Origin of the sequence: Candidatus Nanohalococcus occultus, assembly GCF_029207735.1 — an archaeon.
GTDB lineage: Archaea > Nanohalarchaeota > Nanosalinia > Nanosalinales > Nanosalinaceae > Nanohalococcus > Nanohalococcus occultus.
The window spans coordinates 654,353-677,065 of the sequence record NZ_CP104395.1 but is presented as its reverse complement, the minus strand read 5'-3'; the positions used below and the strand labels follow the sequence as shown (position 1 = coordinate 677,065).

Here is a 22,713-nt window from a genome sequence, read left to right as displayed (position 1 = left end):
ATATGAGATCCGAAGATCTTGACTCTGTTATAGAAGACAAGCCTTCCGAGCCAGGAGTCTACATTTTTCGGGAAGGCGAGGTTCCAATCTATATTGGTAAAGCTGTAGAGATCAAAGACCGGCTTAAATCATACAAAGACCCGAGGACGCCCCGCATCGGCAAAATGGTTCAAAGAGCCGATGAAATCGATTATCGTACAACAGACGATGAGAAAGAAGCTCTTTTACTCGAAGCCAACCTGATCAAAAAGTTCCAGCCCAAGTACAACATCCGGTTGAAAGACAGCAAAAGCTACCCGGTAATCCAGATAACAGACCACGAGTACCCGGCAATTGAGGCCACGAGAGATCCTGACGAGGAAGCTACGGTATTCGGTCCGTTCACAGAGATGGGTCGGGTGGAAAACGCGATCAAAGCTATCCGAGACCTTTACGGGATCCGAGGCTGTTCGGACCGGAAGTTCGCCGGCCGGGACCGGCCATGTCTCGACTACCAGATGGGTATCTGTTCTGCGCCCTGCGTAGGATACGTAGAAAGAGATGAGTACATAGAACAGGTCAGAAAAGCCAAGGAATTCTTCCGGAGTGATTCATCCAAACTTCTAGAGCGTATAACTCGGAAAATGAATCAGGCTGCGGAAGAAAAACGTTTTGAACGCGCTGGAACACTTAGAGACTACAGAGACGACCTGGAAAATCTTCGCGGTAACAAAAACTTCCGTGATACGGGGATCAAACACGTACTTGCGGTCAACCAGGGCCTGGATCGGATCGGAATGGTTTTACTGGAGAAAAACACGATAAAGGACAAACGGTTCTACCGGCTGAACGAACAGGCAGAAAGCTCTCTGGAAGCCCTAGAAGCATTTATCAAGCAGTTTTATGCTTCCGATAGCTTGCCGGAAAGAATCGTTACGGAAAAACAAATCAACGACTCTGAGATACTTGAATGGCTTGAGACGGAAGGAGTCTCAACCGGAGAGCCTGAGGATGGAAGGGAGCGGATACTTATGGAATCAGCGGCCGAGGCCTCGAAGATGTCAGAGAACCTCAAGATGTCGAAGCTCGGTGAAACCCTTGGAATCGATCTTGAACGCATGGAGTGTTTCGATGTTAGTCACACCGGCGGAACGGATGTGGTCGGTTCAAACGTCGTCTTTGTCGACGATGAGCCTGTAAAATCCGATTACCGGCGGAAAAAACTGGTTGAGGAAAACGATGACTACGAGAACATGTACCGGCTGGTAAAATGGCGGGCAAAACTCGCAAAAGAAGGCAGAGACGACCGAGAGGACCCTGATCTAGTACTTATCGATGGAGGTAAAGGACAGCTGAAAGCAGCATCCCGGGCGATGAAAGACGTCGGCTGGTCAAAACCCGTACTTGGAATAGTTAAACCTGAAGATGAGATACTCGGTTCGAGAAAAAACCCTGGGATAAACGATGAAACCCGGCAGGTACTGTCTGCTATAAGAGATGAAGCCCACCGTTTTGCGATTAACTACCATATCTCCAGGAGGGATTCGATAGATTCGGTTCTTGAGGAAATCGATGGTCTCGGACCGGAGACCCGGAAAAAGTTGATGAAGCGGTTTACACTGGAGGATCTGGAAAAAGCTTCGCGCGCCGATTTAAAAACTGTTGACGGGATCGGAGACCGGCTCGCCGATCGGATCAAACAGCTCTTCGATTAAGCCGGCTGATTTATACAAATTCTCTAGAAAACTACTTTCTATGGAGCTTGAAGAAGTCGCACGGAAGTTCGCGCTCAGAAACGCTGTAGAACATGAAGGTACCGCAAACCCGGGATCGGTCATCGGCCAGATAATAAACGAGGCAGGCGCAGAACCACAGGAAGCCCAGGAAATCGCAGGAAAAATAGTATCAGAAGTAAACCAGATGAGCCTGGAAGAACAGACCGAAAAGCTCCAAAGCTACGAGTTCGAGGAAAAAGAACACGAACACGACCCAATACCGGACTTAGATGTCGATGAAGACGAAGAAGTTGTCGTACGTTTCGCACCGAATCCGAACGGACCTCCACATCTTGGACATGCCCGAGGAATGACGATTAACGGCGAACTACGTGACAAGTACGATGGAAAGCTTATCTTACGTTACGATGATACCGATCCGGTCACGAAAAGACCTCTCAAACAAGCATACGAAATGTATGCTGAAGACTTCGAATGGCTGGGATATAAGCCAGATGAGATCCGTTACTCCTCGAAAAACTTCGATACTTACATAGAGTACGCTGAAAAGCTGATTGAGAAAGGTAAGGCCTACGTCTGTAAATGTAGCCAGGAAGAAGGCCAGAAATACCGTAACGAAGGAGAGGCCTGCCCGCATAGAGATCAGAGCGCCGAGGAAAACGCCGAGATGTGGGATCAGATGAAAAACGGCGGCCTAGACGAGGGAGACGCAACTTTGAAGATCAAGACAGATATTGAACACAAGAACCCGGCGGTCAGAGACTTTGTCGCGTTCAGAATAATCGAGGATCCGGATCACCCGATTACAGGTGACGAGTACCGTGTCTGGCCAATGCTTGATTTCGCAGGAGGTATCGAAGATCATGTTATGGGTACAACTCATATTGTCCGTGGTAAAGACCTTCGTGCTTCCACTGATAGACAGAAATATGTTTACGATTACTTTGGCTGGGAGTATCCGGATGTACGGTACTGGGGTACGGTACAGGTATCGGGCTTTGATGCTCCGATGTCGACCTCCACGATCGCACAGATGGTGGCTGACGGCGAACTTGAAGGATGGGACGATCCGCGCTGTGGCACGCTCCGTGCGTTGAGAAAACGTGGCTTCCAACCGGAGGCTATCAAAGAGTTCTTCATAGAGATGGGTGTAACCGAGAAAGACGCCGAAGCCAGCGTTGAAACACTCGAGTCCAAAAACAGGGATATCGTAGAAAGCTCCAGCCGGCACTTTTTCGTTGAAAACCCGGTTGAAATCAAAGTAAACGGATTTCCGGAGGACAAAAAGGCAGTCCTGCCTTTACATCCTGACCATCCGGACAGAGGAGATAGAAACATCGAACTGGATCGTGAAAACAACGCTTTGAAGATTCTAATCGAAAAACAGGATCTGGAAGACGGTTTCATGCGTCTGAAAGGACTGTGTAACATAGAAGTAGAGAAGGACACAGCTGAGTTTGTAGAAGGTGATCATACTAAAGCCGTTGAACGTGATGCGCCGATAGTTCACTGGCTGCCAGCTAGCTCGCCGAAAGCAACGCTCGTGTACCCGGATGGCTCGGAGGTCAGCGGAAAGATCGAGAAAGCAGATATAGAGATCGGAGAGGTAATCCAGTTTGAAAGAGTAGGCTTCGCTAGAAAGGACGCGGACAGTGAGTACTACTTTACACACCGTTGATTGCGGATATCCATAGGATTCCATTTAATACTGGAAGGACAATAGCTAGGTATGGAGGAAACCGTCGTCAAGCTCGGCCTATGTGTAGTCTGTGGAAAAAGGGTTAACACGTCCGAAGACTACGTCCAAGCCACCGAGGGATACTGCCACAACTCCTGTGTATTCGCCTAGAATTAATAACCAGCCAAGATGAATAGAAAGCGTGGGAATCAAAAGAAAGGCGAAGTTAACAGTGCTTGCCGCACTGGTGATCACAGGAGGTTCATCCCTCCTTCTTTCAATAACCGGCGACAGCTGTACAACCCGGACCGTACAGACGGTCCAGACAGACTCCTTATCTCCTATAATAGCTGAAGGAGAAAACGTCACCGTCCTAGAAAACTATTATACCTGTAACGCCCCGGAAAGAACTGAAAACATCTACTACCAGCACGCATCCAGACAGGAGCCGTTACTTTTGAATGTTACCGCGGTTCCCGGCGATCAAATGAGCTTTTCGGGCTGCGAATTAAAGATAAACAATCAAACAGTTAGAAACTCGGCTGGAGAGGCTTACTGTCTAGAAGGAAAGCGGAAAGGACTGCTTGAACTTTACACCGGCAAGCTCTCCGGCTATCTGCTGCTGTCCGAGAATAGCTCCAGAGGATACGACTCAACCCGTTTCGGCATCGTATCGGAAAAAGGATTCGAGAGCAGAGTCAAGTCCAGAAACAAGTTCCTGGGCCTGATCTAGCTGCCTTTAATTTGCTCTGTCCGATTTCCTGTACTGGGAGAAAAAATCGATGTTCTTCAAACGGTACTTTGTAAGTCCGGAGTTCTCCGAACTTTCCAACCCTGGTCGCGGTATAATCATTTCTATGAAGATGAAACAGGATAACGTTGTATAAATAAGGCGTCTGTGCGTAGAACTGTAGTTAAATTTATATTCAAGTCCTTATTGTGTCTCAAACGGACTCTAAGTAGTCTGTCTAAAGATGGAAACTGAGCCATAATGTGAATGGTTTCTTGAACAGCCTTCGCATATACGAAGGATGGGAAGACCGGGAGTCGAACCCGGGACCTCTGCGTAACTCAAACCACCAGAGTGGAACTCTGGAATTTTTCGTATTTTTTAATCATCAAGTCCTTCAAAGACTCTCATCGCTCATAACTTTAGTTGTATGAGCGCAGCGCTCTAACCACCTGAGCTATCCTCCCGCGAACTGCTGACAGTTCGAGCATCATGCTCGGCTTCGAGCTTCGCTCTCACCGGCTTCTGAAGCGCATTCAGCTTGCTGAATGCTCTCTGATGATCAAACTTTCAGAAGTTTGGGTTTGCCCAGATTCGAACTGGGGATCTCCGCCATGTCAAGGCGGTGTCATAACCAACTAGACCACAAACCCTTACAGTATTCTAAAGCCTAGTTACGCTTTTATAGCTAGAGACACACCGTTTAAGTAGAGGCCAAGCCAATGCCAGTAAGCTGTAAAGAATGCGGAAGAGACCTACATGTGAATCCTGTAGAGAAACCGAACGTTGACTGGGTAAAAGTAGTTTGCTCGGAATGCGGAACAATTGAAGAAGTTTCCATGGTGAGGCTGACCGCAACAGCGAAGAAAGAGTAAGTCTCTCAAATATCTATTATTCCTCTCCTTTTCGAAGTAAATAAAAGCCTGTATCCGGGATTTTCACTTGATAGACATGGTTAACAAGTGGCAAGACTATGAGACAGGTCCGGACGCACCAGACGTCATTAACGCAGTGATCGAAAACCCGACAGGAACCAAAAACAAATACGAATACGACAAGGAGAAAGAATCCGTCGTTCTTGACAGAGTTCTACATTCGGCGGTACATTACCCTGGCGACTACGGTTTCATCCCGCAGGCTTACTACGAGGACGAGGATCCTATGGACATCCTTGTTCTTACAACACACGGAACTTTCCCTGGCTGTGTGATCGAGGTTCGCCCGGTAGGAATTCTTTACATGGACGACGGTGGAGAACAGGACGATAATATCATCGCGGTACCTGTGGAAGATCCACGTTGGGACGACGTCGAGGACTTAGACGACGTCAACGAACATAAGAAAAAGGAGATCAGCGAGTTCTTCAAGACTTACAAGAATCTTGAACCGAAAAAAGAGGTCGAGATCGAAGGCTACGGCGGCGCAGAAGAAGCCAAAGAAGCCATCGAAAGAAGTCAAGAGCTTTACAAGGAAAACTTTGAGTAAGAGGCTTTTTCCCTCTTACAATTCCTTTCTCTTTTTTCCATCTTCAGCTTCCTGTACTCGAGTAGTTTCCTAATCCTATGGTCCAGAACTTCAGTGCTAGGCTGTAAAGTACTGGTCCGGCCGCAATCGAGATGTACTGCCATGTCTGCCAGCTGGTTTTCTCAAGGAAAAATGTTGCTGGGAAAAACGAGGCGAAAGCGATCGGTATTGCTGTAACTAAAATCACCTGGATTGGAAGCGTATAGATACCGAAGGGGTACCTTCTGTACTCGCTTAAACGGAAGATCAGCCAGATAGCGCTGCGACTTCTGCCGGTCCAGAAACCTGTGGTGGCAAAGACCATGTAAGCTGCGGCAAATACTAGGGTCCCAGAGATTAAAGCTGCCGCTCCGTAAACCAGATTCGGTAAGCTCAACAGGTTGACTCCGATCTGAGTGCCTGAATAGATCACTAGTGCGGCATTTGCTATCAGTTTCGAGAGATTGTTATCCGAGACCTTGTCCGCATAAATCTGGAAGAGCGGGCTTAAAGGCCGAAGCAGGAATCTATCCAGTTTCCCGTCCACGATGTAATCTTCCAGGCTGAACATGTTGAACAGAAACAGGTGATGGAAGTTCATTATCACTCCTCCGATACCGGCTAGGAAAAGCATCTCGTTGAAACTCCAGCCATTAATCGAGTCAACCTGGGTGAAAAGCAAGGTCAGGAAAGCAAGCGATGCTCCGAGGTTGACCAGCTGGGCTACTGCTCCGACTGTAAAATCGGTTTTGTAGATTAGACGGGTTTTCCAGTACTGTTTGAAGTAACTCCAGTAGATCGCAATGTATTTCCTTACAGTATCTAGCTTCATCCGCCCTGTACCGTCATCTTTTTTCTTGCTTTTCTCCATCCTAGCTCGCCAATCCCTAACATTACTATGGTCCAGAACAGCTGTAAACCTAAAATGCCATACATCTGCTGGCCTGTCGCCTCCATGGTAAAGATCCTGATAGGTCCATCCGCCATCGCCCAGAAAGGCAGAATATCGAAGACCTGTTTCAAGCCCTCGGGTAAAAGATAGAGAGGGAACAGTACTCCTGAGAAAACCTGCTGGATGTTCGAACGCATCGCCCGGATTCCCCAGCCGATGTTCGTCCAGAAAACAAGCATCGAGGTCAGGAACGAAAATGAAAACACAAGGTTAAAGCTGAAAATCAATGAGGCGATAAAACCAGCAGTGTTCATCAATGAAGGCGTCTGAATATTCAAAAACAGCCAGCCGATAGCTAAAACTGGTATTCCCTTCGAAACCGAGTTAAACAAGGTTTTGCCGGCCAGATAGGAGTAAACCTGTAATCTGAGCGAGACAGGTCTTTTCAACTCGTTTACGATCGTTCCTTTCCTGACGCGTTCGGACATGAAACTTTCCACATCGGTGAAAACAGAGTTAGAAACCACCTGTCCGAGCAAAACATAGGTTAAAACGCCTGTTAGTCCGGTCGCTAGCTGTCCGGAGTTCGCAATCGATGTCCAGATTGCATAGACCATTACTAGGTACAGAAGCGATCCTACGAACGACATTACTGCGTTGAACCTGTATGCGGTTGACTCCCGGAAGCCCATCTTCAGGAACGCAAGGTATTTTCTCACTCGGCTAGGCCCTCGTTGTAGATCTTCTTTACAACTGCCTCGATATCCGGTTCTTTGATCTGGAAGTCGCTGACATCGTAATGGTTCAAGACCTCTTTCATCAGATCGGCGGCCGAAATAACTTCGCGGTCAAAGACGATCTCGGTCTGACCGTTAGTTCTCTGAACTTCTTTAACTCCTTGAATATCTAGTTCTATATCGTCATCGGTCTCGAGTACGAGTCTCCGGGATGAAAACCGGTTTACAAGTGATTCGAGCTGGCCGTCGTAGATCTTTTTCCCTTCATCCAGTACGACGATCCGTTCACACAGATCCTCTATGTCGCCGATATCGTGCGTGGTTAACATTACGGTGATGTCTTCTTGTTGGTTCATCTTCCGGATGAAGTCCCGGATTCGTTCCTTTACCGCCACGTCCAGTCCGATAGTTGGCTCATCTAGGTAAACGATCTTTGGGTGGTGTAGGAAGGCGGCTGCTAGCTCGCACCTCATTTTCTGCCCTAATGAGAGCTTACGGACGGGCTGATCCCAGAAATCACTTAGCTGTAGTACTTCATCGAACTCCTCGATACGCTCATCGTAATCTTCGTCCGATACCTCATATATCTCCTTTAGAAGTTTGAACGATTCTTTTACAGGTAGATCCCACCAGAGTTGGGTTTTCTGCCCGAAAACAACTCCGATGTTCATCGCGTTTTTCTTACGTTTCTTGTGTGGGTCCAGGCCGTTTACTTCGATAACTCCATTTGAAGGCTCCAGTATCCCGGTAAGCATCTTTACGGTTGTGGATTTTCCGGCTCCGTTCGAACCGATGTATCCGATCATCTCGCCAGAATCTATCTCAAGGTTAAGGTCTTCTACCGCGTGTACTTCCTCGTAATCTCTTGAGATAAAGGATTTCAGGTATCCGCGGATTCCTTCTCCCTGGTTGTATATCTTGAAGGTCTTGGATAGATTCTCGGCTTTGATCAAACTCATGAACTCTACTGGGAGACGTATCTTTTTTTACCCGCGGCTCCGTCAAGACCTCCGGAGTTGTTCTCGCTTAACATAGTCTTTGGCACGGATTCTTCGTTGAAAAACTCTTTGAGTTCTTCATCCCAGCCGTAGATCTCGATCTCGCCGTGATCGCTCGCATAGATCTCAACTTTGTGGCCGTTGCTTTCCATAGAGTAGCTCCTGTTTTTCACAGGTTCGTGTCCCAATCGCTCTACAACAGAGCTGTAAGCCTGGTCTCCGGACTTGGCTGCGAAGTAGTCTCCGTGAGGTCTGTCCTCCGGATCAGGCTGTCTCGGGATGAACGGCTCATCTCGGTCGAATAGCTCATCTATCTTTCCATGCATTCAGTCTTTCACCGTTACGGGAACTCCTTTCTCCTTTAGATGTTCAACCTGGTTTTTCACGAAGTCTTCCTCGTTGGAACCTTTCGTCGCGATCAAATAGACCTGTGCGTCTCCGAACGGACGCATAACTCGGCCGGCTCTCTGAGTTGCCTGACGCCGGGAGCCTCCCTGACCGGACATGATAATCCCTACTTCCGCATCCGGAAGGTCCAGTCCTTCATCTCCGATACGGGAGACAATCAGTGCGGAGCGCTCATCGTTTCGGAACTCCTCGAAGTACTCTTCACGGTCCTCGAAGTCGGTCTCGCCTGAAACGAACGGGATGTCGAACTGTTTGGATAGTTCCTCTCCCTGGTCGATCCAGTCACAGAAGACAACGATCTTGTTGTCCTCGTGTTTTTCCAGCAGGTCTTTCATGTACTGTTTTTTAGCCGGGTTCTTCGATGCGACGATCGCTTTCTTGATCCCGCTTGCCTGCTCGTAACGGTGCCGGTAGGCATCTGACTCCCATTCTGCGAACTGGATCTCCACATCCGGTTTGTGAACGTGTTCTTCGGCGAAGAAACGCGCCCAGTCGCTTCCGATCTCCTTTCCAATCAGTGCGAAGATCTCTCTTTCCTTCGAGTCTTCACGGACAGGTGAGGCTGAAAGACCGATCCTCCGCGTACTCTGTAGGGATGCGGTTTTCCGGAAAAGCTGGGAAGGGATGTGGTGTACTTCATCGAAGATGATCAGACCCCAGTCATTGCGGAAAAGCGAGGTCTTTTCTCCTGCGATATGGTATGTTGCGATCGTTACATCGTTCATCTCCTTTGTATCGCCGTGGTACTCTCCGATTTGATCCTCTGTGATTGTTGTCTTATCGAGTATCTCTCTTTTCCACTGTTCAACCAGCGAACGCTGTGGTACAAGCACCAGCGTCGGTGAATCAACTTTCGCCATCAAACCAATCGAGGTAACGGTTTTCCCGGATCCTGCCGGGTTAGCAAGCACTGCTGCTCGCTCATCGTAGGCTCTCTCAACGTAATCTTCCTGGTAGTCTCTGAGATCGATTGTGAGGTCTGCTCCGATCGATTCATCGACTTCCCGGAACTTCGAGTTGTCCTGAACAGGGTATCCTTTCTTCAACAGTGCTTCCTTGATCTCTGCCCGACTCTTTGATCCCATCGCGATCCGTGACTTGGTATCACTTAGATCAACTGATAGGTTCTTCCGTACCTTGTCAATTGAACGCGCCCACTCCATTCTTTCCGGTTCTTGGCCGACAAGCGAGTGGTAACGCCCCTCGTGTTCGATGCTGAACATCTGGCTCTTGTTGTAAGTCCTTTCAACCCACTCGAGGAAACGTGGATGGCTGCCAACGACTTCCGTGTACTTTTCTTTCATCTCCTCCAGGGATAGCTCGGAGTTCCAGATATCCATCTCCCGGACCTCGAACTTGTAGTGGTCTCCGCTCGAGGACTCTAGGTGCGCGATATCCGATACTGTGCCGAGCAGTTCGTCGCTCGGACTTGATACAATTATCTCTCGCTGTGGCTCGAAGAAGATTGCCTGATCTTCAAGCTTGCTGATTCTTTCAATTAGTTGTTCTCTGGAAAAGTCCTCGTATTTATCGTCGGGCATGCCTCTTAAGGTGGTAGGAAAGACTTAAATCCCTGTTCAACCCGGTTTGGAACATAAAGTGAAACCAGAGCTTAAACGTCGAATAGCTGAATTACAGGGTTTTCAGAACCCGAAGGCTTCTCTCGAACAGTACATAACTCCGCCGGAGCTGGTCTCCGATCTAGTATATACGGCCTACATGCAAGGCGACTTGGAGGGTAAAAAGGTAGTTGACCTTGGAACCGGCACAGGAAGCTTTGCGATAGCAGCGGCATTGCTTGGAGCGGAGGTAACCGCGGTAGAAAAAGACCCTAAAGCTTTGGAAACGCTGCGAGAAAACATAAAGACTGCGGGCGTTGAAATAGAAGTCATAGAACAGGATATACGGGACTTGAATCGTGAGTTCGATACTGTTTTCATGAATCCTCCTTTCTCGGTTCACACCGAGCTTGGAGAGGAGTTCGTGCGTAAAGCACTGGAGATAGGGGATGTTATCTATGCGGTTTTGAACCCGAAGCTGAAAGAACGCTTAAAAGAATTTTCAGACCTACATGAGTTGAAAGAGGCTGAAACTTACGAGATATCGCTTCCTCCCACGTTAGCGTTCCACACGGAGGAAAGACACATCATCGAGGTAGAGGCCGTTCACGTGAGGAAACAATAATGGAGCTTGAATCATTTGAGAAGGACGGAAGGCTGGCACTGGACGTAGCACAGCATCACACAGTAGCAAACCTAGTCAGAAAAGCACTATGGGAAGTAGGTGTCGAAGCAGCATACGACAAAGGACACCCGCTTGGAGACGAATCCACACTGATCGTAGAATCAGATACGCCTGAAGAAGACCTACAGAAGGGAATCGAGAAGGCCAAAGAGTGGATGGACGAGCTGGAAGGCCAGCTATAAGTTTACACTCTGAAAACTGGCTTATAGACCTGTATTTCTTTCAAACAGAGATTTTAACCTCTTGAAAAGTTCAGAGCTTCCCAACCGAACCGGTTTAAACACAGCGAAGGCAGAAGTTTACATGAAGATGGAAAAAATAGAGGCTTTCTTCGATAACAGGGCTGTAGAAGAACTTTACTTTATCGTTATATCGCTCGTACTTGCCTTTGGAATACTTCAAACCACGGGAGCTGTACTCAACACCGATAAGCCCGTGGTATCAGTTGTTTCATGTTCAATGTATCCACAGCTTCACGTAGGAGACATACTTGTAGTTCAAGGACAGAACTTTGAAGACATAAAGGAAGGAGACGTACTTGTATACAGCACAAAGCAAGCAGAGATCTCGGTAAACGGCCAGAGCCATAGAGTAACTAACTACGGTCAACCAGAGCCGGTTGAGACCTCGGCCGGAGAGCTATCGCTGCTTAATGTTGAAAATACCGATGGCGGCGGAAGCCCGGAGACAGCTATAATTCGTTTCAACGGCGATAAATACAGGATTGAGCAGGACAGGACATACCAGATCGGTGGAGCAAGTCTAACCGTCGAAAGTGTAGACGGCGTTTCTATACCGATCGTTCACAGAGTAATAGAGAAAAATCAAGACTATCTCGAGACTAAAGGCGATAACAACAACCAGCAGCTTTCTTTCGAGACCAATGTAACTCCTGAGCAAGTTCATGGCACATCTCTGTTTGTAATACCGCGTATAGGCGGTTTGAAACTCTTAGTGATGGATCTGGTTGGTTTCAACGGCGACCAGCCTTTCGTGGTAGATTCCTATCCTAGCTGTACGGAGAGAGCATGAAACTACAGGATTTGGACAGGAAACAGGTCTTGACGTTGATCGCGATACCTTTAATGATCGCGGCGCTTTTCATAGTTCCAACCGTCCTTGAGAGCTTATACAGTATTCCGGCCGTCTACGGCGCGTTCGGAATGATAATAATCTACTTTTTACTCGATCAGTACATGAAGAGAAGCTAGTGTTCCAGTCGAAATTTGGGAAATCCCGCCTCCCCGATTTGAACGGGGGACAAGTCGATCTACAGTCGACCGCTCTGCCAGGCTGAGCTAAGGCGGGTAACGTGTTTTCCCGGTTTTGCTCATCGAGAAATCCTCGTAAGGTTTCGATAAGCTAAGGCGGGTGCGTATCCAAAGAAGAGTACGGAACCTTTTTCAAGTAAACTGCTTTCTGGTGTTTTCCGGTCAGTCCAGGTACTCGTTGATGGCGTTGGTGTGCTTTTCCAGCACTTCTTCAGCGGCTTCGCTAACGTCGTCCTCGATCCCTTCCTCACAGTAGACCTCCATCTTCACGGTTCTCCACTCTGCTTTCGATAACGCCTCAGGGACCGGTGAAAGCTCCGTTAAATCCTTTACAAAGCCGTTTTTCTTGACCTTGACGTTGATCTCCTTGATCCGTGGCGTTGAAGGAGCGTCAACTATAACTTTCGAGCTTTCGACACCCGCAGTCTCAGCTATTTCCTCCTCGATCTTCTTCTCGTCCTTGATCTGTTTTTCAAGAGTTTTCAGCTGTTCTTTGGTGAGTTTGTCACGGTCCCAGTCGAGGCATCTTTTGTACAGTTTTCGCTCCTTCACTTTAGAGTAGATCTCCTTCGACTCGCCGCTGGAGTTCATCAAGGCGTTGTGCATCTCGTAGTCGTCCATCCGCATCTGTTTTTCGACGTCTGAAACGTAGTCTTCCAGCGCTCTCTGAAGCATTTTCTCCGCGATGTTCACTGCGTGATGGGTGTAAAGTGTCTTGATCATATGGAACCGGGAGGTGAACAAACCTTCCAGTGCATCGATCGCCTTGGAGTCAAACACTAACCGTCTGGAATCGATCTCGGCAAGCCGAATGATTGTTGAGGCATCGATATGTCCGTGTTCAAGCCCGCTGGAATGAGCATCTCTCATCAGGTAATCCATGCGGTCGGCATCGATCTCTCCTGCCACCGCCTGACCTATCTCAAGTTCTCCTTTAATTATCCGTTTTACCCGGCCAGCATCTACTTCGAAACAGTCCTCAAGCTGATCTACTATTTTACAGGAAAAATCTTCATGGCTGTAGCCTTCTTTTTCCATCACAAGCTCGCTGGCATGGGAGAACGGGCCGTGACCAGAGTCATGTAAAAGTGCGGCAATCCTCAGCTCTTGACGTCTCTGATCGTCCAGGTCAAGTGATTCGGCGAAACGTCCGGCAAGATGCGTAACTCCGAGAGAATGCTGGAAACGTGTATGTGTTGCGGAAGGATAAACCAGCGAGGACAGTCCAAGCTGGCGTATACGTCTTAACCGCTGTACTTGCGGAGAATCCACGACTCTCTGCTCCTGATCGTTCAACTCGATATATCCATGTAACGCATCCTTTACGTGTTTCATTCAGCTTAGGGAAAACTGGTTTTCTCAGCTTTAAATCCCTTAGTTCTGCCCGTCTCCACGTTCTTCGAACTGTCTTCTCGCTCTCTGGTATCTTTCCTTTTCTCTGAGGTACTCGGACTGCTGGCCGAATTTATCGAACGATCTCTTAAACATGTAAAGTCCGACTGCCGGAAGCCCGATTGCGGCAGCAGCTATCTCCGGCTGACTGTAGAGATCCGGAGACGAAGTGTAAAAATCTACGAGCGACTCCCCGGGACTGCTGTAGGCCAGAGCGGATAATCCTCCTGCGCCCACGAAACCAAGGCCTTTTACCGCATCCGCAGTAGCCTCATCTTTTTTCTCAGCTCTTCGATCCTCGATGTGATCGATAAGCGTGTCCATAAGCCCGAGGTACTCTGCTCTGAAGTTAGGTACCAGATGCTCGTACTCTCCGAAAACCCGGTCAATCATCCTGTTGTGCTGATCGATCTTCCGCCGATGCTCGAAAAGCATCTCCATGTGCTGTTCCATAGCATCCATGGCATCGCTGTAATCCGGATGCTGGGTTTCTCCCGATTCCCCGTAACCGCCGCCATCCTCCAGCATACGATCGATCTCCCTGCTCTCGGAGCTACCTCTTTCTTCCAGTATTTCATCGAACTCTCTATCGCTCATTTCTGCTTCCGACCTCAATATAGTTAAGACTGGCTTCCGTCCGGTATATACACAGTTACGGCTTTAAACGCAGTTACAAATGTATACTATCTTCTTCGAGCCGCTAACAGGCCTTAAAACGTCTTATATGTTTTGTTATTGCGTCGAAAATAGCTCGAGGAGTCGGTCCATAAATAAGTTGGAGGTGGCTAGTCTAACATGTCAAGAGGACTAAACTACGTTAGAACGGATTTTGTCCGCCAAGTCGGAAGCGTAAACGGAAACACAATGTACGGAAAAGGCGATGAACAAACACACTCGATGAACTACAGAGGAGAAGAGCTGACTTTCCATGAGGATCAAAATGAGTCGTCTGATGAAATAGCCAAGCTCCTAGATGGAAACAGGGAGGCTGCCAGAGAACTCGTACGTGAAGCAGGTTACAAAACTGAGCAGAGAATGAGGCTCGTTGTTACAGAATAGCGTTGAAAAAAGAAAAAGTTGAAGGGCTTAGAAAAGCCCTCTGATTGTGTTCAGGATTCTGGGTATGAATCCTTGGTTTACCGGTCTTTTGGGCTGTACCATAACTTCCGGTTCTGGGCGTGTCTGTTCTGGCCGCTGAACGGAGGTCTCTGACTCATTTTCAGTTACCTGGGTTCCGTTCTCACTGTCAGCCGGTGTGGAGTTAGAAGGTAACGAAGTGGCTTTCAGCATTTTCGGGCCGTCCGTATCAGATGTGTGGGTGTTGTTAGGGTCGTAAATTGCTGTAGCCGAGAAACTCATCGACAAAACAAGCAAAATAGCCAAGAATGTTCTTTTCATCATAAACAAAGATGTCCTGACTCGGCTTATTAAACAGCTCTAAGCTGTTCTAAAACCATCGAACAGAACTACGGTTGGAAAAATCCAGCACAGTTCCCAATTAAAGGCACTGAGGATTCAATTGCTCAGATTTATAGCGAGCTTCAAAAAAGCTAGAACAATCATGTTAATAAGCCGGATTCGACATTCTCAATTGTCTCTGTCCTTATAAAATGATTCTTGAATTCCTCTACAGGGCGAGTCCACACTTTTCCCCTAGGGCCTTTTACAGGGTAATGTGTATCATTCTATACTCCTGATCATCCTTCGAGGCTGACATAGTCTTCTACAACTCCGATTTCGAGAAAAGCTGTTAAACAATTACATGATGTGAGAGTAAATCTATTTGGCAGGACCCGGATTTGAACCGGGGTCTGGCCGTCCCAAACGGCCAATGATAGTCCACTACACCATCCCGCCAAACTGCTGTCAGTTTGATCAACATGTTACGGTTCTAGAGAACCGTGCCTCAAACATTAGCAGGCTTGTATCTAAACAGAAGTTGGCGAAAAGTTTTAAACTAGGGCGTTACTCTGGGCTGAGTTGTTTTTAAGCCTGGCTGAGTACATTAGTTTATATGGCGAAGGTTTTGGTTTTAGGAGCGGGTTTTGCGGGAGTAAACGTTTGTATGAATCTTATAGGCTCTGAGCATGATGTAGAGCTGCTTGATATTAATGGCTCTCATGAGTTCAAGCCGGGTCTCGTGGATCTGTACCGTGAAAGACATACTGAGGATGAGTTAAGAGTTAATCTGAACAAGCTGTTCGAGGACACGGGCGTTAAGTTTTCTAGGGAGGCCGTTGAGGACATTGATCCTGCCGAACAGAAAGTCCATACCAATGCGGGAACCCATGATTATACTTACCTTGTTGTAGCGCTTGGATCTGATCCGGCGACCTATGGCATGGATGTTTCCTCCGCCGACGGTTTTTACAGCCTTACGTCTGCTAAAAAATCCGTGAAGAAAGTTGAGGATGCTGAAAAAGTCACTGTGGTAGGTGCTGGCTATGTAGGCGTCGAAGTCGCTGGCGAGATCAGTGAAATGGGTAAAGAGGTTTCGGTGGTTGATTCTGCTACGCGTCCAATGTCTACAGGTAATGAAGAATCGTCTCATAAGATAATTGATTATATGAACAGCGAAGGTATCAACTTCAAGGGCGGAAGCGCTGTAAAACGCGTTGAAGAAACCAAGGTTGTACTTGAGAACGGTAAATCGATTGAACATGATGCCTGTATCTGGTCGGCAGGTGTACAGGCTTCTAAAACCGTCCAAGACTCTCTGAATGTTGATCGGGATGGTGTACCGGTTGATAAGTATCTTAGATGGCGGAAGTATCCGCAGGTTTTCGCTCTCGGCGACTGTGCGGATCTAGAGGTTATAGATACCGCTCACAACGCTATAGATCAGGCAGAGGTTGTTGCGAAAAATATTGATGTGCCTCGTAAGGATATGGTTGAGTATGACGGCTCTGAGTTTCCTTTGCTTGTAAGTCTCGGAGATTCCGGTCTTATGATGTATAAGGAGGCTGCTCTACAAAGCAGTGTTTTCAGAAAGCTCAAAGACGCTGTCATGAAGGTATACCTGCTGAACCTGAGGAAGAAAAAACTGGCAGGCAGAATAGGTCTGTGAAGAACGTACTAAGGGAATAAATCAGTTTTCCGATCTATCGATTGTTATGAGTGATCTTCCGGACTGGTGTACAGGCGAGGATTTCTGCCCTGTTACTGCGACAGCTAACCTCTTAGGGAAAAAGTATCATCCTGTTATTCTCCACCGGCTTCTGAAAGAGGAAAAAGGTTTCAACGAGTTAAAACGCTCGATTCCCGGGGTTACGGCAAAGGTGCTGTCCCGGTCTCTGAAGGATTTACAGGAAAACCGGCTTGTAAACAGAGAAGTCCTCTCCGAGTCCCCGAAAAAGGTTGAGTACTCTCTGACTGAGGAAGGACGGAGTATGGAGAAAGTGCTGGATGCTATGCGGGAGTGGGGAGAACAGAACTTTACCGAAAAACAGGGCTGAAATTTTTACAGGGCTAAGTGGCCTCATATAGTTAAATCTCCGAGATAAAAACGTGGTTATGGTTCGGCATCTCGCATTAGGGAACGGCTCGCTGCTGGTCAATCTAGATGACTCTCTCAGAGTTAGGGATTTTTACTATCCGTACGCAGGTCAGGAAGACCACGTGCTTGGAGAAAAAAGCCGTATAGGTATACAGGCCGATGGTTTTTCATGGATTGAGGACTGGGAGACCGAACCACGTTACAAGGATCAGACAATAGTAACAGAGTCCGAGGCCAGTAACAGCACAGAAGACCTGGAAATCCTGTTTAACTCATGTGTGGACTGCGATAAAAACGTGTTCCTCCGTGAAATAGAGGTGAAAAACACTAGAGACGCTGAAAGAACTGTCGAAATATTTTTCCAGCAAAAATTCAATGTTTACGGTAACTCAATGGAGGATACCGCGCTTTTCAGACCTGAGGAAAACGGTATAGTTCATTATGAGAAAAACCGGTATTTCATGATCGATGTCAAGAAAGAAGGCGGGGAATGCGGTGACTTCGATCAGTACGGAATATACAGTGACGGGGTCAAAGAAGCCATAGAGTCCGGAGAACTCAACAGCAACCCGATCGCACAGGGAGAGGTCGATTCTGCGTTATCTGTAAAACTCCAGATACCTGCTGAAGGTTCCCGTAAGTTCTACTACTGGATAAACACAGGTAGGAATTTCGATGAGGTACGTGAGCTGAACAGAGAGGTCGATAAACGTGTACAGGACTTTTTCGAGCAGACGGAGATGTGCTGGCGGGGATATATCGAAGAACTTGATTTTGATGCCGGAGGGCTTGATAAGCATATAGAAGAGCAGCTTAAACGCTCAATACTAGTTGTCAGAAGCCAGATAAACCATAACGGTGCGATAACCGCGGCCAACGACTCTACGAACCTGGATTACAACCGGGATAAGTACGGGTATGTCTGGCCTCGGGACGGCGCACTTGTAGCGGAGACGATGGCGCAGGCTGGTTTCGACGGACTGGTCGAACCGTTCTTCGACTTTCTAGAGGCGGTAATTGAGGAAGAAGGATACTTCCTTCACAAATACAACCCGGATAAATCACTTGGAAGCTCATGGCATCCCTGGGTCGATGAGAACGGAGATCCGCGGCTGCCTATACAGGAAGACGAGACCGCTCTAGTGATCTGGTCTCTGAAAAAGTTCGCAGAGTACTCGGATAACCAGCAAATACTGGAGGAAAAATGGTCTTCGCTCGTGAAACCGGCCGCAGACTTCATTCATGACTACTTCGACCAGGAACTAGGTTTACCGAAGCCAAGCCACGATCTCTGGGAGGAAAAACACTACATATCAAGTTTCACAGTCGCATCTGTATACGCAGGGCTGGAAGCCGCAGCAGACATCGCCGACCAAGTCGATGAGAACGGAGAAAAATACAGGACCCGAGCTGAAACTATAAAACACGAAGGACTGGAAAAACTCCGTTCAGAGAAATCCATGAGGTATGGAAGAGGCTTAGAGGACGGAGAGCTGATCGATGAAGTCTCTGCTCCACTGATCTTCCTTGAAAAATTCGGCCTAGTTGAAGAAGACGATCAGTACTTTGAAAACACGGTCAACGCCATCGAACACGATCTCTCGCCGGATACAGAGATCGGAGGAATAGCACGTTACAAAGGAGACCGTTATCACAGTGTGACCAGTGATTTCGAGAAAGTTCCGGGCAATCCATGGGTGATCTGTACACTGTGGCTCGCACAGCACAGGATAATGAACGCAGAAAGCTTTGAAGAGCTTGAGAGCGCGAAAGAACACATGCACTGGGCGCACGATAATGCACTGGAGACCGGGATACTGCCGGAACAGGTAGATCCGTTCACAGGAGAAGGCAAGTCGGTAGCACCCCTGACATGGAGTCATTCAACGTTCATAGAGACCGCGATGAGCTACCTTGAGAAAAAGAAGGAACTGGGTTAAGAAAAACCGGTTTTTATGATTAAAAGCCTGGAAAAACGTTTTGATGCTTTTTCAGACTTGATAGGCTTTTCCATGTACTCTCTATAATCTATAATTGTCTAAAATAATTCGTTTTAAAATAAGAGCCTATGTTTTGACTTGAGGTGTCCTCGAAGATGCCAAAATTCACCTTCCCAAACGGCCATGTGGTGGAAGCACTGGATGAATTCGAGCTAGTCGAGAAAGTCCAGCGGTACGCTCGTGAACATTTCCACCGGGATCTCGATGAAGAAGAGATCATCGACGGCTCGAGAAACCCTCAGTGAAACCCTTCCCTCTAGAACCGGTTAAACCCTTGAGAGGTCGCAGCGGCCTCTCACATATTTTTCATCTATCCGCCCGGGCCGGAAACTGTTCGGCGACCGTGAGTTTTTATCCCGGCCCGATAAAACATAACTGTATGAAGGAGTTCGATGCCATCGTAGTCGGAGCAGGAAGCGGACTGGATATTGCCTCAGTTTTCGCATCACACGGTAAAAACGTAGCATTAGTGGAGCCAGGTCCGCTCGGGGGAACATGCCTGAACCGCGGATGTATACCTTCAAAAATGCTTATCCACCGCGCCGACATAGTAGAAACCATTAGAGATTCCGAAAAATTCCATATTAACGCACAGGTAGAAGAAATCGACTTCGAGAACATAGTACAGGAAGTAAATAACTCGGTATCAAGTGACGCTGAAGGAATCGAAAAAGCAGTAGAGAAATCGGAAAACCACACTCTGTACAAGGAAAAAGCTCGGTTCGTCGATGAAAAAGTACTGAAGGTCGGCGACGAACGTATAACGGCCGATAAAATATTTCTCGCAGCTGGCTCAAGGCCGCTGATACCGCCGATCGAAGGAATAACGAGTATAGACTATTTAACGAGTAAGGAAGCTCTTCAGCTGGATGAAAAACCGGAATCGATAGTTATGATCGGCGGCGGCTATATCTCCTGTGAGCTAGCTCACTTTTTCGAGGCCATGGGTGTCGAAGTAACAATAATTGAAAGTGGAGACTCCCTACTCAAACGAGAAGACCGAGAAATCTCAGAGAAGTTCACAGAGATCGCGGAAAGACGGTTCAACGTAAATCTCGGTATGTATGCCTCCAAGGTAGAGGAGCTGGAGGATGGAATAAAGGTTGTAGCAGAGGACGGGGGTGGCAACAAACACTCGTTCGCAGGAGAAAAAATCTTGCTCGCAGCCGGCAGGGTTCCGAACACAGATGAGTTAAACGTTAAGGCGGCTGGAATCAAGACCTCCGAGCGCGGATTCGTTGAGGTCGACGAAAGGATGGAGACTAACAAGGACGGAGTCTATGCCATCGGAGATATTGCCGACAACTGGATGTTCAAACACTCTGCGAACTACGAGGCCGAGATCGCGATCAAAAACGCCTTCGGGAAAAAAGAGATAGCAGACTACCGGTCAATGCCTCACGCCGTATTCTCCTCACCGCAGATCGCAGGTGTGGGAAAGACCGAACAGAAACTTGAGGAAGAAAATGTTGATTACATCAAAGCCAGTTACGAGTACAAGAACACGGGAATGGGCCATGCTTTGAAGGAAAAAGACGGCTTTGTTAAACTGCTTGCCAGTCAGGAGGGAGACATACTTGGCTTTCACATCATCGGACCTGATGCCTCCCAGCTAATACATGAGGTCTTGGTCGCAGAACGTAACGATCTAGGTGTCGAAGGAATCAAGGATACGATCCATATCCATCCGGCGTTGAACGAAGTGGTTCAAAGAGCTTTCAACCAGATCTAGTAAATTGGGAAAAATTAAACTCATTAGGAGCCAGGATTAGCAAAATCCCAAGGCTCTTAGAACGGTTCTCCGAAGAGATGTTCTTGAGCAGGTCTCTCCTAGACCTCTCACAAAGGCTTAGGCGACCTATAAACACAATCTACGGGCGAACTGTTAAATACCGATCAACCGGCAGCCGGTCAAACCGTTGCTATCACAGGCAAGAGCAAAACAGCCAGACCCAGAGCAGCCAGTCCCAGCTTGTTTTCCAAGACTTTACGGTAGAATGGCAGTTCTTTGTAGTTTTCCCGGAAGTTCTCTAGGTTCTCCTGACTGGCGAAATGTTTTTGCCTCAGCATGAAACGTTCAGTTTCCGAACAGTGTTTACAGATCGGACTGTGATTTAACCTCTCTTCTTTGATGTTCAAACGGTTGTTAATAGTTCCACAGTATCTACAGAGGGTTGGTGTGAATAACAATGGTTTCCTGCCGGTATGAGTGTCAACATGGATCTCATCTTTCTTCTTGATCTCCAGATTGTTGTCTGTAAAGTAGCTGTGCCGGTGAGAATGTTCTTTTATCCGGGTTGAGGTCTTTATCTTCGGAACGTAGACAGGTTTGATCTCCGTGACGGTCACGTCTTTTTCCTTCGGTTTATGGGTCTTGTTGTATGTTACATTGTTGCCGCCGGTATAGCTGACCTGCTCTGTATTCTCCTTTATTTCGTACTCTACGAGATCCTGTTTGAAACCGGTCTCGGTTTTCTCAAAATGCCTTCTCTTAATATCATCGAACTCGGCTTCCAGATCGTAGGCACCAAGCCGGCTGCCGACCCCTGAATCATGTATGAGCCTCTCCAGTTCAGAGTCTTTTCTCTCCTCTACACTGCCTTCTGTATCTGCCCTCCAGATCAAGGTGTCTTCTCTCTGAATCCTGTTTACAACGCCGACAGTGGTCTCGTAAACCGAATCTATCTGAGATCTCATTTTTACAGCAGGAACAAGCTCCAGTTCGACTTCAATGTCATCAATAACTTGTTTCTCAAAGTTTTTCAACTCGGAGAACTCGTCTTTTATCTTTTCTTCCACTATACTCCGTTTCTCCGGTACGGGCAGCGTCCGGTTACAGACGATTTCGATCTCGCCGTTGTAAAGATCAAGGCCGATATCCTCTGCGATCTCTCTGATCTTTTTCCCATCCCAGAGACGTACATCTGATTTTTCCGCATACTCCTTTGCGGCCGCAGAGAACCTGTTCGTTGTCACAATCATTCCGACCTTCTGATTTTCCGTATCGAAGGTAGCTACAGCTGAATGAAGCTTCTGGACTACAGGCCGTCCAACGTGGGAAGAAAGGTTCTTACACTCCACGATGAAGGTTTTCCTGACTCCGTCAACAGTCTTTTCCATTATAATATCTCGGCCTTCATCACCCGTCTTACCAGGATTTCTGATGTTTTCATACCCCAGATTTCGGAAAACATCCATCATAAGCTCTTCAAACTCGAAACCGCTCAAATCACTTAACATCGTCTCTTGAGAACTCATCGCCATCAACTAAACAGTTCTGCCTTACGGCTTAATAATTTGTATCTGCTCGGCCGGTAGAAAACCGCGTCAGATCCGGGCGGACTTAACTAGGCACAAAATAGTTGTAACGAACCCTATGGGTAAAGGATAATCTTATAAGGTGTTTTGGATTTGTTTTACGTATGAACAAGACGCTTTTGTTCCCTGTAGGTGCCGTACTGGAGCTACTGGGTGCTTTGACACTTATCACGAATGAAGGAACGTTTGCGCCACAAGTCGAGCTTGGTTTCAACGTGCCGGCTTTGGTACCCGCGGACATACAAGGAGTGATTTTGCTGCTTGCGGGCGCCGGAATTACGTTCTACTCGATAATGGATATGGCTTAAACGCCATTTCCTTCGCCTGCTCT

General features: G+C 47.6%; 25 protein-coding genes and 4 tRNA genes. 16 read left to right on the top strand and 13 right to left on the bottom strand.

Translation table 11 applies throughout. The features are described from left to right. Positions 1-2 precede the first annotated feature (2 nt). From SVXnc_RS03930 to SVXnc_RS03920, 3 genes are all read left to right on the top strand, one after another. Entirely contained in the window at positions 3-1,694 is a 1,692-nt protein-coding gene (locus tag SVXnc_RS03930) for an excinuclease ABC subunit C (RefSeq protein ID WP_347721623.1), read from the top strand. Positions 1,695-1,734: 40 nt separating this feature from the next. Further along, positions 1,735-3,393, top strand: coding sequence for a glutamate--tRNA ligase (locus tag SVXnc_RS03925; RefSeq protein ID WP_347721622.1), 1,659 nt, complete (start codon positions 1,735-1,737; stop codon positions 3,391-3,393). A 202-nt stretch (positions 3,394-3,595) separates the two neighbouring features. Next, on the top strand, positions 3,596-4,126 hold the full coding sequence (locus SVXnc_RS03920) for a S26 family signal peptidase (protein ID WP_347721621.1): 531 nt from the start codon (positions 3,596-3,598) through the stop codon (positions 4,124-4,126). Between the two features lie 299 nt (positions 4,127-4,425). Here SVXnc_RS03920 and SVXnc_RS03915 read toward each other — a convergent pair. Both SVXnc_RS03915 and SVXnc_RS03910 read right to left on the bottom strand, forming a co-directional pair. Next, a tRNA-Met gene (locus SVXnc_RS03915) sits at positions 4,426-4,590 on the bottom strand. Between the two features lie 112 nt (positions 4,591-4,702). Beyond that, positions 4,703-4,776, bottom strand: a tRNA-Val gene (locus SVXnc_RS03910). A 69-nt stretch (positions 4,777-4,845) separates the two neighbouring features. On the opposite strand from SVXnc_RS03910, the gene SVXnc_RS03905 reads away from it, so the two are divergent. Together SVXnc_RS03905 and SVXnc_RS03900 are read left to right on the top strand one after the other, a co-directional pair. After that, positions 4,846-4,998, top strand: a complete 153-nt coding sequence (locus SVXnc_RS03905; RefSeq protein WP_347721620.1) for a hypothetical protein — start codon at positions 4,846-4,848, stop codon at positions 4,996-4,998. A gap of 76 nt (positions 4,999-5,074) precedes the next feature. Next, a complete protein-coding gene (locus tag SVXnc_RS03900) occupies positions 5,075-5,608 on the top strand; it encodes an inorganic diphosphatase (protein ID WP_347721619.1) in 534 nt (177 codons plus the stop codon). A gap of 43 nt (positions 5,609-5,651) precedes the next feature. On the opposite strand, the gene SVXnc_RS03895 is transcribed toward SVXnc_RS03900, so the two are convergent. From SVXnc_RS03895 to SVXnc_RS03875, 5 genes are read right to left on the bottom strand one after another with little or no spacing between them, the layout of a single operon-like run. Further along, on the bottom strand, positions 5,652-6,497 hold the full coding sequence (locus SVXnc_RS03895) for an ABC transporter permease (RefSeq protein ID WP_347721618.1): 846 nt from the start codon (positions 6,495-6,497) through the stop codon (positions 5,652-5,654). Further along, the gene (locus SVXnc_RS03890) at positions 6,455-7,237 is read right to left on the bottom strand and encodes an ABC transporter permease (protein WP_347721617.1); all 783 of its coding nucleotides are present in this window, start codon (positions 7,235-7,237) and stop codon (positions 6,455-6,457) included. Before SVXnc_RS03890 ends, SVXnc_RS03895 begins: the two co-directional genes overlap by 43 nt. After that, entirely contained in the window at positions 7,234-8,214 is a 981-nt protein-coding gene (locus SVXnc_RS03885; RefSeq protein ID WP_347721616.1) for an ABC transporter ATP-binding protein, read from the bottom strand. Before SVXnc_RS03885 ends, SVXnc_RS03890 begins: the two co-directional genes overlap by 4 nt. Before the next feature lie 5 nt (positions 8,215-8,219). After that, positions 8,220-8,579: a hypothetical protein gene (locus SVXnc_RS03880; RefSeq protein ID WP_347721615.1), complete on the bottom strand. Its 360-nt coding sequence runs from the start codon at positions 8,577-8,579 to the stop codon at positions 8,220-8,222. Continuing rightward, on the bottom strand, positions 8,580-10,202 hold the full coding sequence (locus tag SVXnc_RS03875) for a DEAD/DEAH box helicase (protein ID WP_347721614.1): 1,623 nt from the start codon (positions 10,200-10,202) through the stop codon (positions 8,580-8,582). 58 nt (positions 10,203-10,260) lie between these two features. Between SVXnc_RS03875 and SVXnc_RS03870 the strand changes: the two genes are divergently transcribed. The 4 genes from SVXnc_RS03870 (at position 10,261) to SVXnc_RS03855 (ending at position 12,116) form a co-directional block, all read left to right on the top strand. Next, positions 10,261-10,845 (top strand): METTL5 family protein, encoded by a 585-nt coding sequence (locus SVXnc_RS03870; protein WP_347721613.1) that lies wholly within the window; start codon positions 10,261-10,263, stop codon positions 10,843-10,845. After that, the gene (locus SVXnc_RS03865) at positions 10,845-11,087 is read left to right on the top strand and encodes an RpoL/Rpb11 RNA polymerase subunit family protein (protein WP_347721612.1); all 243 of its coding nucleotides are present in this window, start codon (positions 10,845-10,847) and stop codon (positions 11,085-11,087) included. The genes SVXnc_RS03870 and SVXnc_RS03865 overlap by 1 nt, the downstream gene beginning before the upstream one ends. Positions 11,088-11,208: 121 nt before the next feature. After that, entirely contained in the window at positions 11,209-11,937 is a 729-nt protein-coding gene (locus SVXnc_RS03860) for a signal peptidase I (RefSeq protein ID WP_347721611.1), read from the top strand. Continuing rightward, entirely contained in the window at positions 11,934-12,116 is a 183-nt protein-coding gene (locus SVXnc_RS03855) for a hypothetical protein (protein WP_347721610.1), read from the top strand. Before SVXnc_RS03860 ends, SVXnc_RS03855 begins: the two co-directional genes overlap by 4 nt. Positions 12,117-12,139: 23 nt before the next feature. Here SVXnc_RS03855 and SVXnc_RS03850 read toward each other — a convergent pair. The 3 genes from SVXnc_RS03850 to SVXnc_RS03840 all read right to left on the bottom strand — a co-directional run bounded on the left by SVXnc_RS03850 (position 12,140) and on the right by SVXnc_RS03840 (position 14,165). Further along, positions 12,140-12,213, bottom strand: a tRNA-Tyr gene (locus tag SVXnc_RS03850). A gap of 125 nt (positions 12,214-12,338) precedes the next feature. Continuing rightward, the gene (locus SVXnc_RS03845) at positions 12,339-13,511 is read right to left on the bottom strand and encodes an HD domain-containing protein (protein WP_347721609.1); all 1,173 of its coding nucleotides are present in this window, start codon (positions 13,509-13,511) and stop codon (positions 12,339-12,341) included. Positions 13,512-13,550: 39 nt separating this feature from the next. Then, positions 13,551-14,165 (bottom strand): hypothetical protein, encoded by a 615-nt coding sequence (locus SVXnc_RS03840; RefSeq protein WP_347721608.1) that lies wholly within the window; start codon positions 14,163-14,165, stop codon positions 13,551-13,553. A 198-nt stretch (positions 14,166-14,363) separates the two neighbouring features. Between SVXnc_RS03840 and SVXnc_RS03835 the strand changes: the two genes are divergently transcribed. Beyond that, positions 14,364-14,627: a hypothetical protein gene (locus SVXnc_RS03835; protein ID WP_347721607.1), complete on the top strand. Its 264-nt coding sequence runs from the start codon at positions 14,364-14,366 to the stop codon at positions 14,625-14,627. 27 nt (positions 14,628-14,654) lie between these two features. Here SVXnc_RS03835 and SVXnc_RS03830 read toward each other — a convergent pair whose 3' ends face one another. Continuing rightward, positions 14,655-14,969 (bottom strand): hypothetical protein, encoded by a 315-nt coding sequence (locus SVXnc_RS03830; RefSeq protein ID WP_347721606.1) that lies wholly within the window; start codon positions 14,967-14,969, stop codon positions 14,655-14,657. A 383-nt stretch (positions 14,970-15,352) separates the two neighbouring features. Continuing rightward, positions 15,353-15,425: transfer RNA gene (locus SVXnc_RS03825), tRNA-Pro, on the bottom strand. A 157-nt stretch (positions 15,426-15,582) separates the two neighbouring features. Between SVXnc_RS03825 and SVXnc_RS03820 the strand changes: the two genes are divergently transcribed. The 5 genes from SVXnc_RS03820 to SVXnc_RS03800 all read left to right on the top strand — a co-directional run bounded on the left by SVXnc_RS03820 (position 15,583) and on the right by SVXnc_RS03800 (position 20,796). Further along, positions 15,583-16,635 (top strand): NAD(P)/FAD-dependent oxidoreductase, encoded by a 1,053-nt coding sequence (locus SVXnc_RS03820; protein WP_347721605.1) that lies wholly within the window; start codon positions 15,583-15,585, stop codon positions 16,633-16,635. A gap of 46 nt (positions 16,636-16,681) precedes the next feature. Beyond that, entirely contained in the window at positions 16,682-17,023 is a 342-nt protein-coding gene (locus tag SVXnc_RS03815; RefSeq protein WP_347721604.1) for a winged helix-turn-helix transcriptional regulator, read from the top strand. A gap of 58 nt (positions 17,024-17,081) precedes the next feature. Beyond that, positions 17,082-19,004 carry a glycoside hydrolase family 15 protein gene (locus tag SVXnc_RS03810; protein WP_347721603.1) on the top strand — a complete coding sequence of 641 codons (1,923 nt, stop codon included), beginning with the start codon at positions 17,082-17,084 and terminating at the stop codon, positions 19,002-19,004. Positions 19,005-19,159: 155 nt separating this feature from the next. Next, positions 19,160-19,309, top strand: coding sequence for a hypothetical protein (locus SVXnc_RS03805; protein WP_347721602.1), 150 nt, complete (start codon positions 19,160-19,162; stop codon positions 19,307-19,309). Positions 19,310-19,443: 134 nt separating this feature from the next. Beyond that, the gene (locus SVXnc_RS03800; RefSeq protein ID WP_347721601.1) at positions 19,444-20,796 is read left to right on the top strand and encodes a dihydrolipoyl dehydrogenase; all 1,353 of its coding nucleotides are present in this window, start codon (positions 19,444-19,446) and stop codon (positions 20,794-20,796) included. A 179-nt stretch (positions 20,797-20,975) separates the two neighbouring features. Here the strand turns inward: SVXnc_RS03800 and SVXnc_RS03795 are convergent, their stop codons facing one another. Beyond that, a complete protein-coding gene (locus SVXnc_RS03795; protein ID WP_347721600.1) occupies positions 20,976-22,322 on the bottom strand; it encodes a restriction endonuclease in 1,347 nt (448 codons plus the stop codon). Positions 22,323-22,486: 164 nt separating this feature from the next. Here SVXnc_RS03795 and SVXnc_RS03790 point away from each other — a divergent pair, with 164 nt between their 5' ends. After that, positions 22,487-22,690 carry a hypothetical protein gene (locus SVXnc_RS03790; RefSeq protein WP_347721599.1) on the top strand — a complete coding sequence of 68 codons (204 nt, stop codon included), beginning with the start codon at positions 22,487-22,489 and terminating at the stop codon, positions 22,688-22,690. Positions 22,691-22,713 lie beyond the last annotated feature (23 nt).

Bases quoted from the DNA above. Each gene is read 5' to 3' on its own strand.
- SVXnc_RS03930 (WP_347721623.1), top strand. From the start codon at position 3: ATGAGATCCGAAGATCTTGACTCTGTTATAGAAGACAAGCCTTCCGAG.
- SVXnc_RS03925 (WP_347721622.1), top strand. From the start codon at position 1,735: ATGGAGCTTGAAGAAGTCGCACGGAAGTTCGCGCTCAGAAACGCTGTA.
- SVXnc_RS03905 (WP_347721620.1), top strand. From the start codon at position 4,846: ATGCCAGTAAGCTGTAAAGAATGCGGAAGAGACCTACATGTGAATCCT.
- SVXnc_RS03900 (WP_347721619.1), top strand. From the start codon at position 5,075: ATGGTTAACAAGTGGCAAGACTATGAGACAGGTCCGGACGCACCAGAC.
- SVXnc_RS03895 (WP_347721618.1), bottom strand. From the start codon at position 6,497: ATGGAGAAAAGCAAGAAAAAAGATGACGGTACAGGGCGGATGAAGCTA.
- SVXnc_RS03885 (WP_347721616.1), bottom strand. From the start codon at position 8,214: ATGAGTTTGATCAAAGCCGAGAATCTATCCAAGACCTTCAAGATATAC.
- SVXnc_RS03880 (WP_347721615.1), bottom strand. From the start codon at position 8,579: ATGCATGGAAAGATAGATGAGCTATTCGACCGAGATGAGCCGTTCATC.
- SVXnc_RS03875 (WP_347721614.1), bottom strand. From the start codon at position 10,202: ATGCCCGACGATAAATACGAGGACTTTTCCAGAGAACAACTAATTGAA.
- SVXnc_RS03865 (WP_347721612.1), top strand. From the start codon at position 10,845: ATGGAGCTTGAATCATTTGAGAAGGACGGAAGGCTGGCACTGGACGTA.
- SVXnc_RS03860 (WP_347721611.1), top strand. From the start codon at position 11,209: ATGAAGATGGAAAAAATAGAGGCTTTCTTCGATAACAGGGCTGTAGAA.
- SVXnc_RS03855 (WP_347721610.1), top strand. From the start codon at position 11,934: ATGAAACTACAGGATTTGGACAGGAAACAGGTCTTGACGTTGATCGCG.
- SVXnc_RS03845 (WP_347721609.1), bottom strand. From the start codon at position 13,511: ATGAAACACGTAAAGGATGCGTTACATGGATATATCGAGTTGAACGAT.
- SVXnc_RS03840 (WP_347721608.1), bottom strand. From the start codon at position 14,165: ATGAGCGATAGAGAGTTCGATGAAATACTGGAAGAAAGAGGTAGCTCC.
- SVXnc_RS03835 (WP_347721607.1), top strand. From the start codon at position 14,364: ATGTCAAGAGGACTAAACTACGTTAGAACGGATTTTGTCCGCCAAGTC.
- SVXnc_RS03830 (WP_347721606.1), bottom strand. From the start codon at position 14,969: ATGATGAAAAGAACATTCTTGGCTATTTTGCTTGTTTTGTCGATGAGT.
- SVXnc_RS03820 (WP_347721605.1), top strand. From the start codon at position 15,583: ATGGCGAAGGTTTTGGTTTTAGGAGCGGGTTTTGCGGGAGTAAACGTT.
- SVXnc_RS03815 (WP_347721604.1), top strand. From the start codon at position 16,682: ATGAGTGATCTTCCGGACTGGTGTACAGGCGAGGATTTCTGCCCTGTT.
- SVXnc_RS03810 (WP_347721603.1), top strand. From the start codon at position 17,082: ATGGTTCGGCATCTCGCATTAGGGAACGGCTCGCTGCTGGTCAATCTA.
- SVXnc_RS03805 (WP_347721602.1), top strand. From the start codon at position 19,160: ATGCCAAAATTCACCTTCCCAAACGGCCATGTGGTGGAAGCACTGGAT.
- SVXnc_RS03800 (WP_347721601.1), top strand. From the start codon at position 19,444: ATGAAGGAGTTCGATGCCATCGTAGTCGGAGCAGGAAGCGGACTGGAT.
- SVXnc_RS03795 (WP_347721600.1), bottom strand. From the start codon at position 22,322: ATGAGTTCTCAAGAGACGATGTTAAGTGATTTGAGCGGTTTCGAGTTT.
- SVXnc_RS03790 (WP_347721599.1), top strand. From the start codon at position 22,487: ATGAACAAGACGCTTTTGTTCCCTGTAGGTGCCGTACTGGAGCTACTG.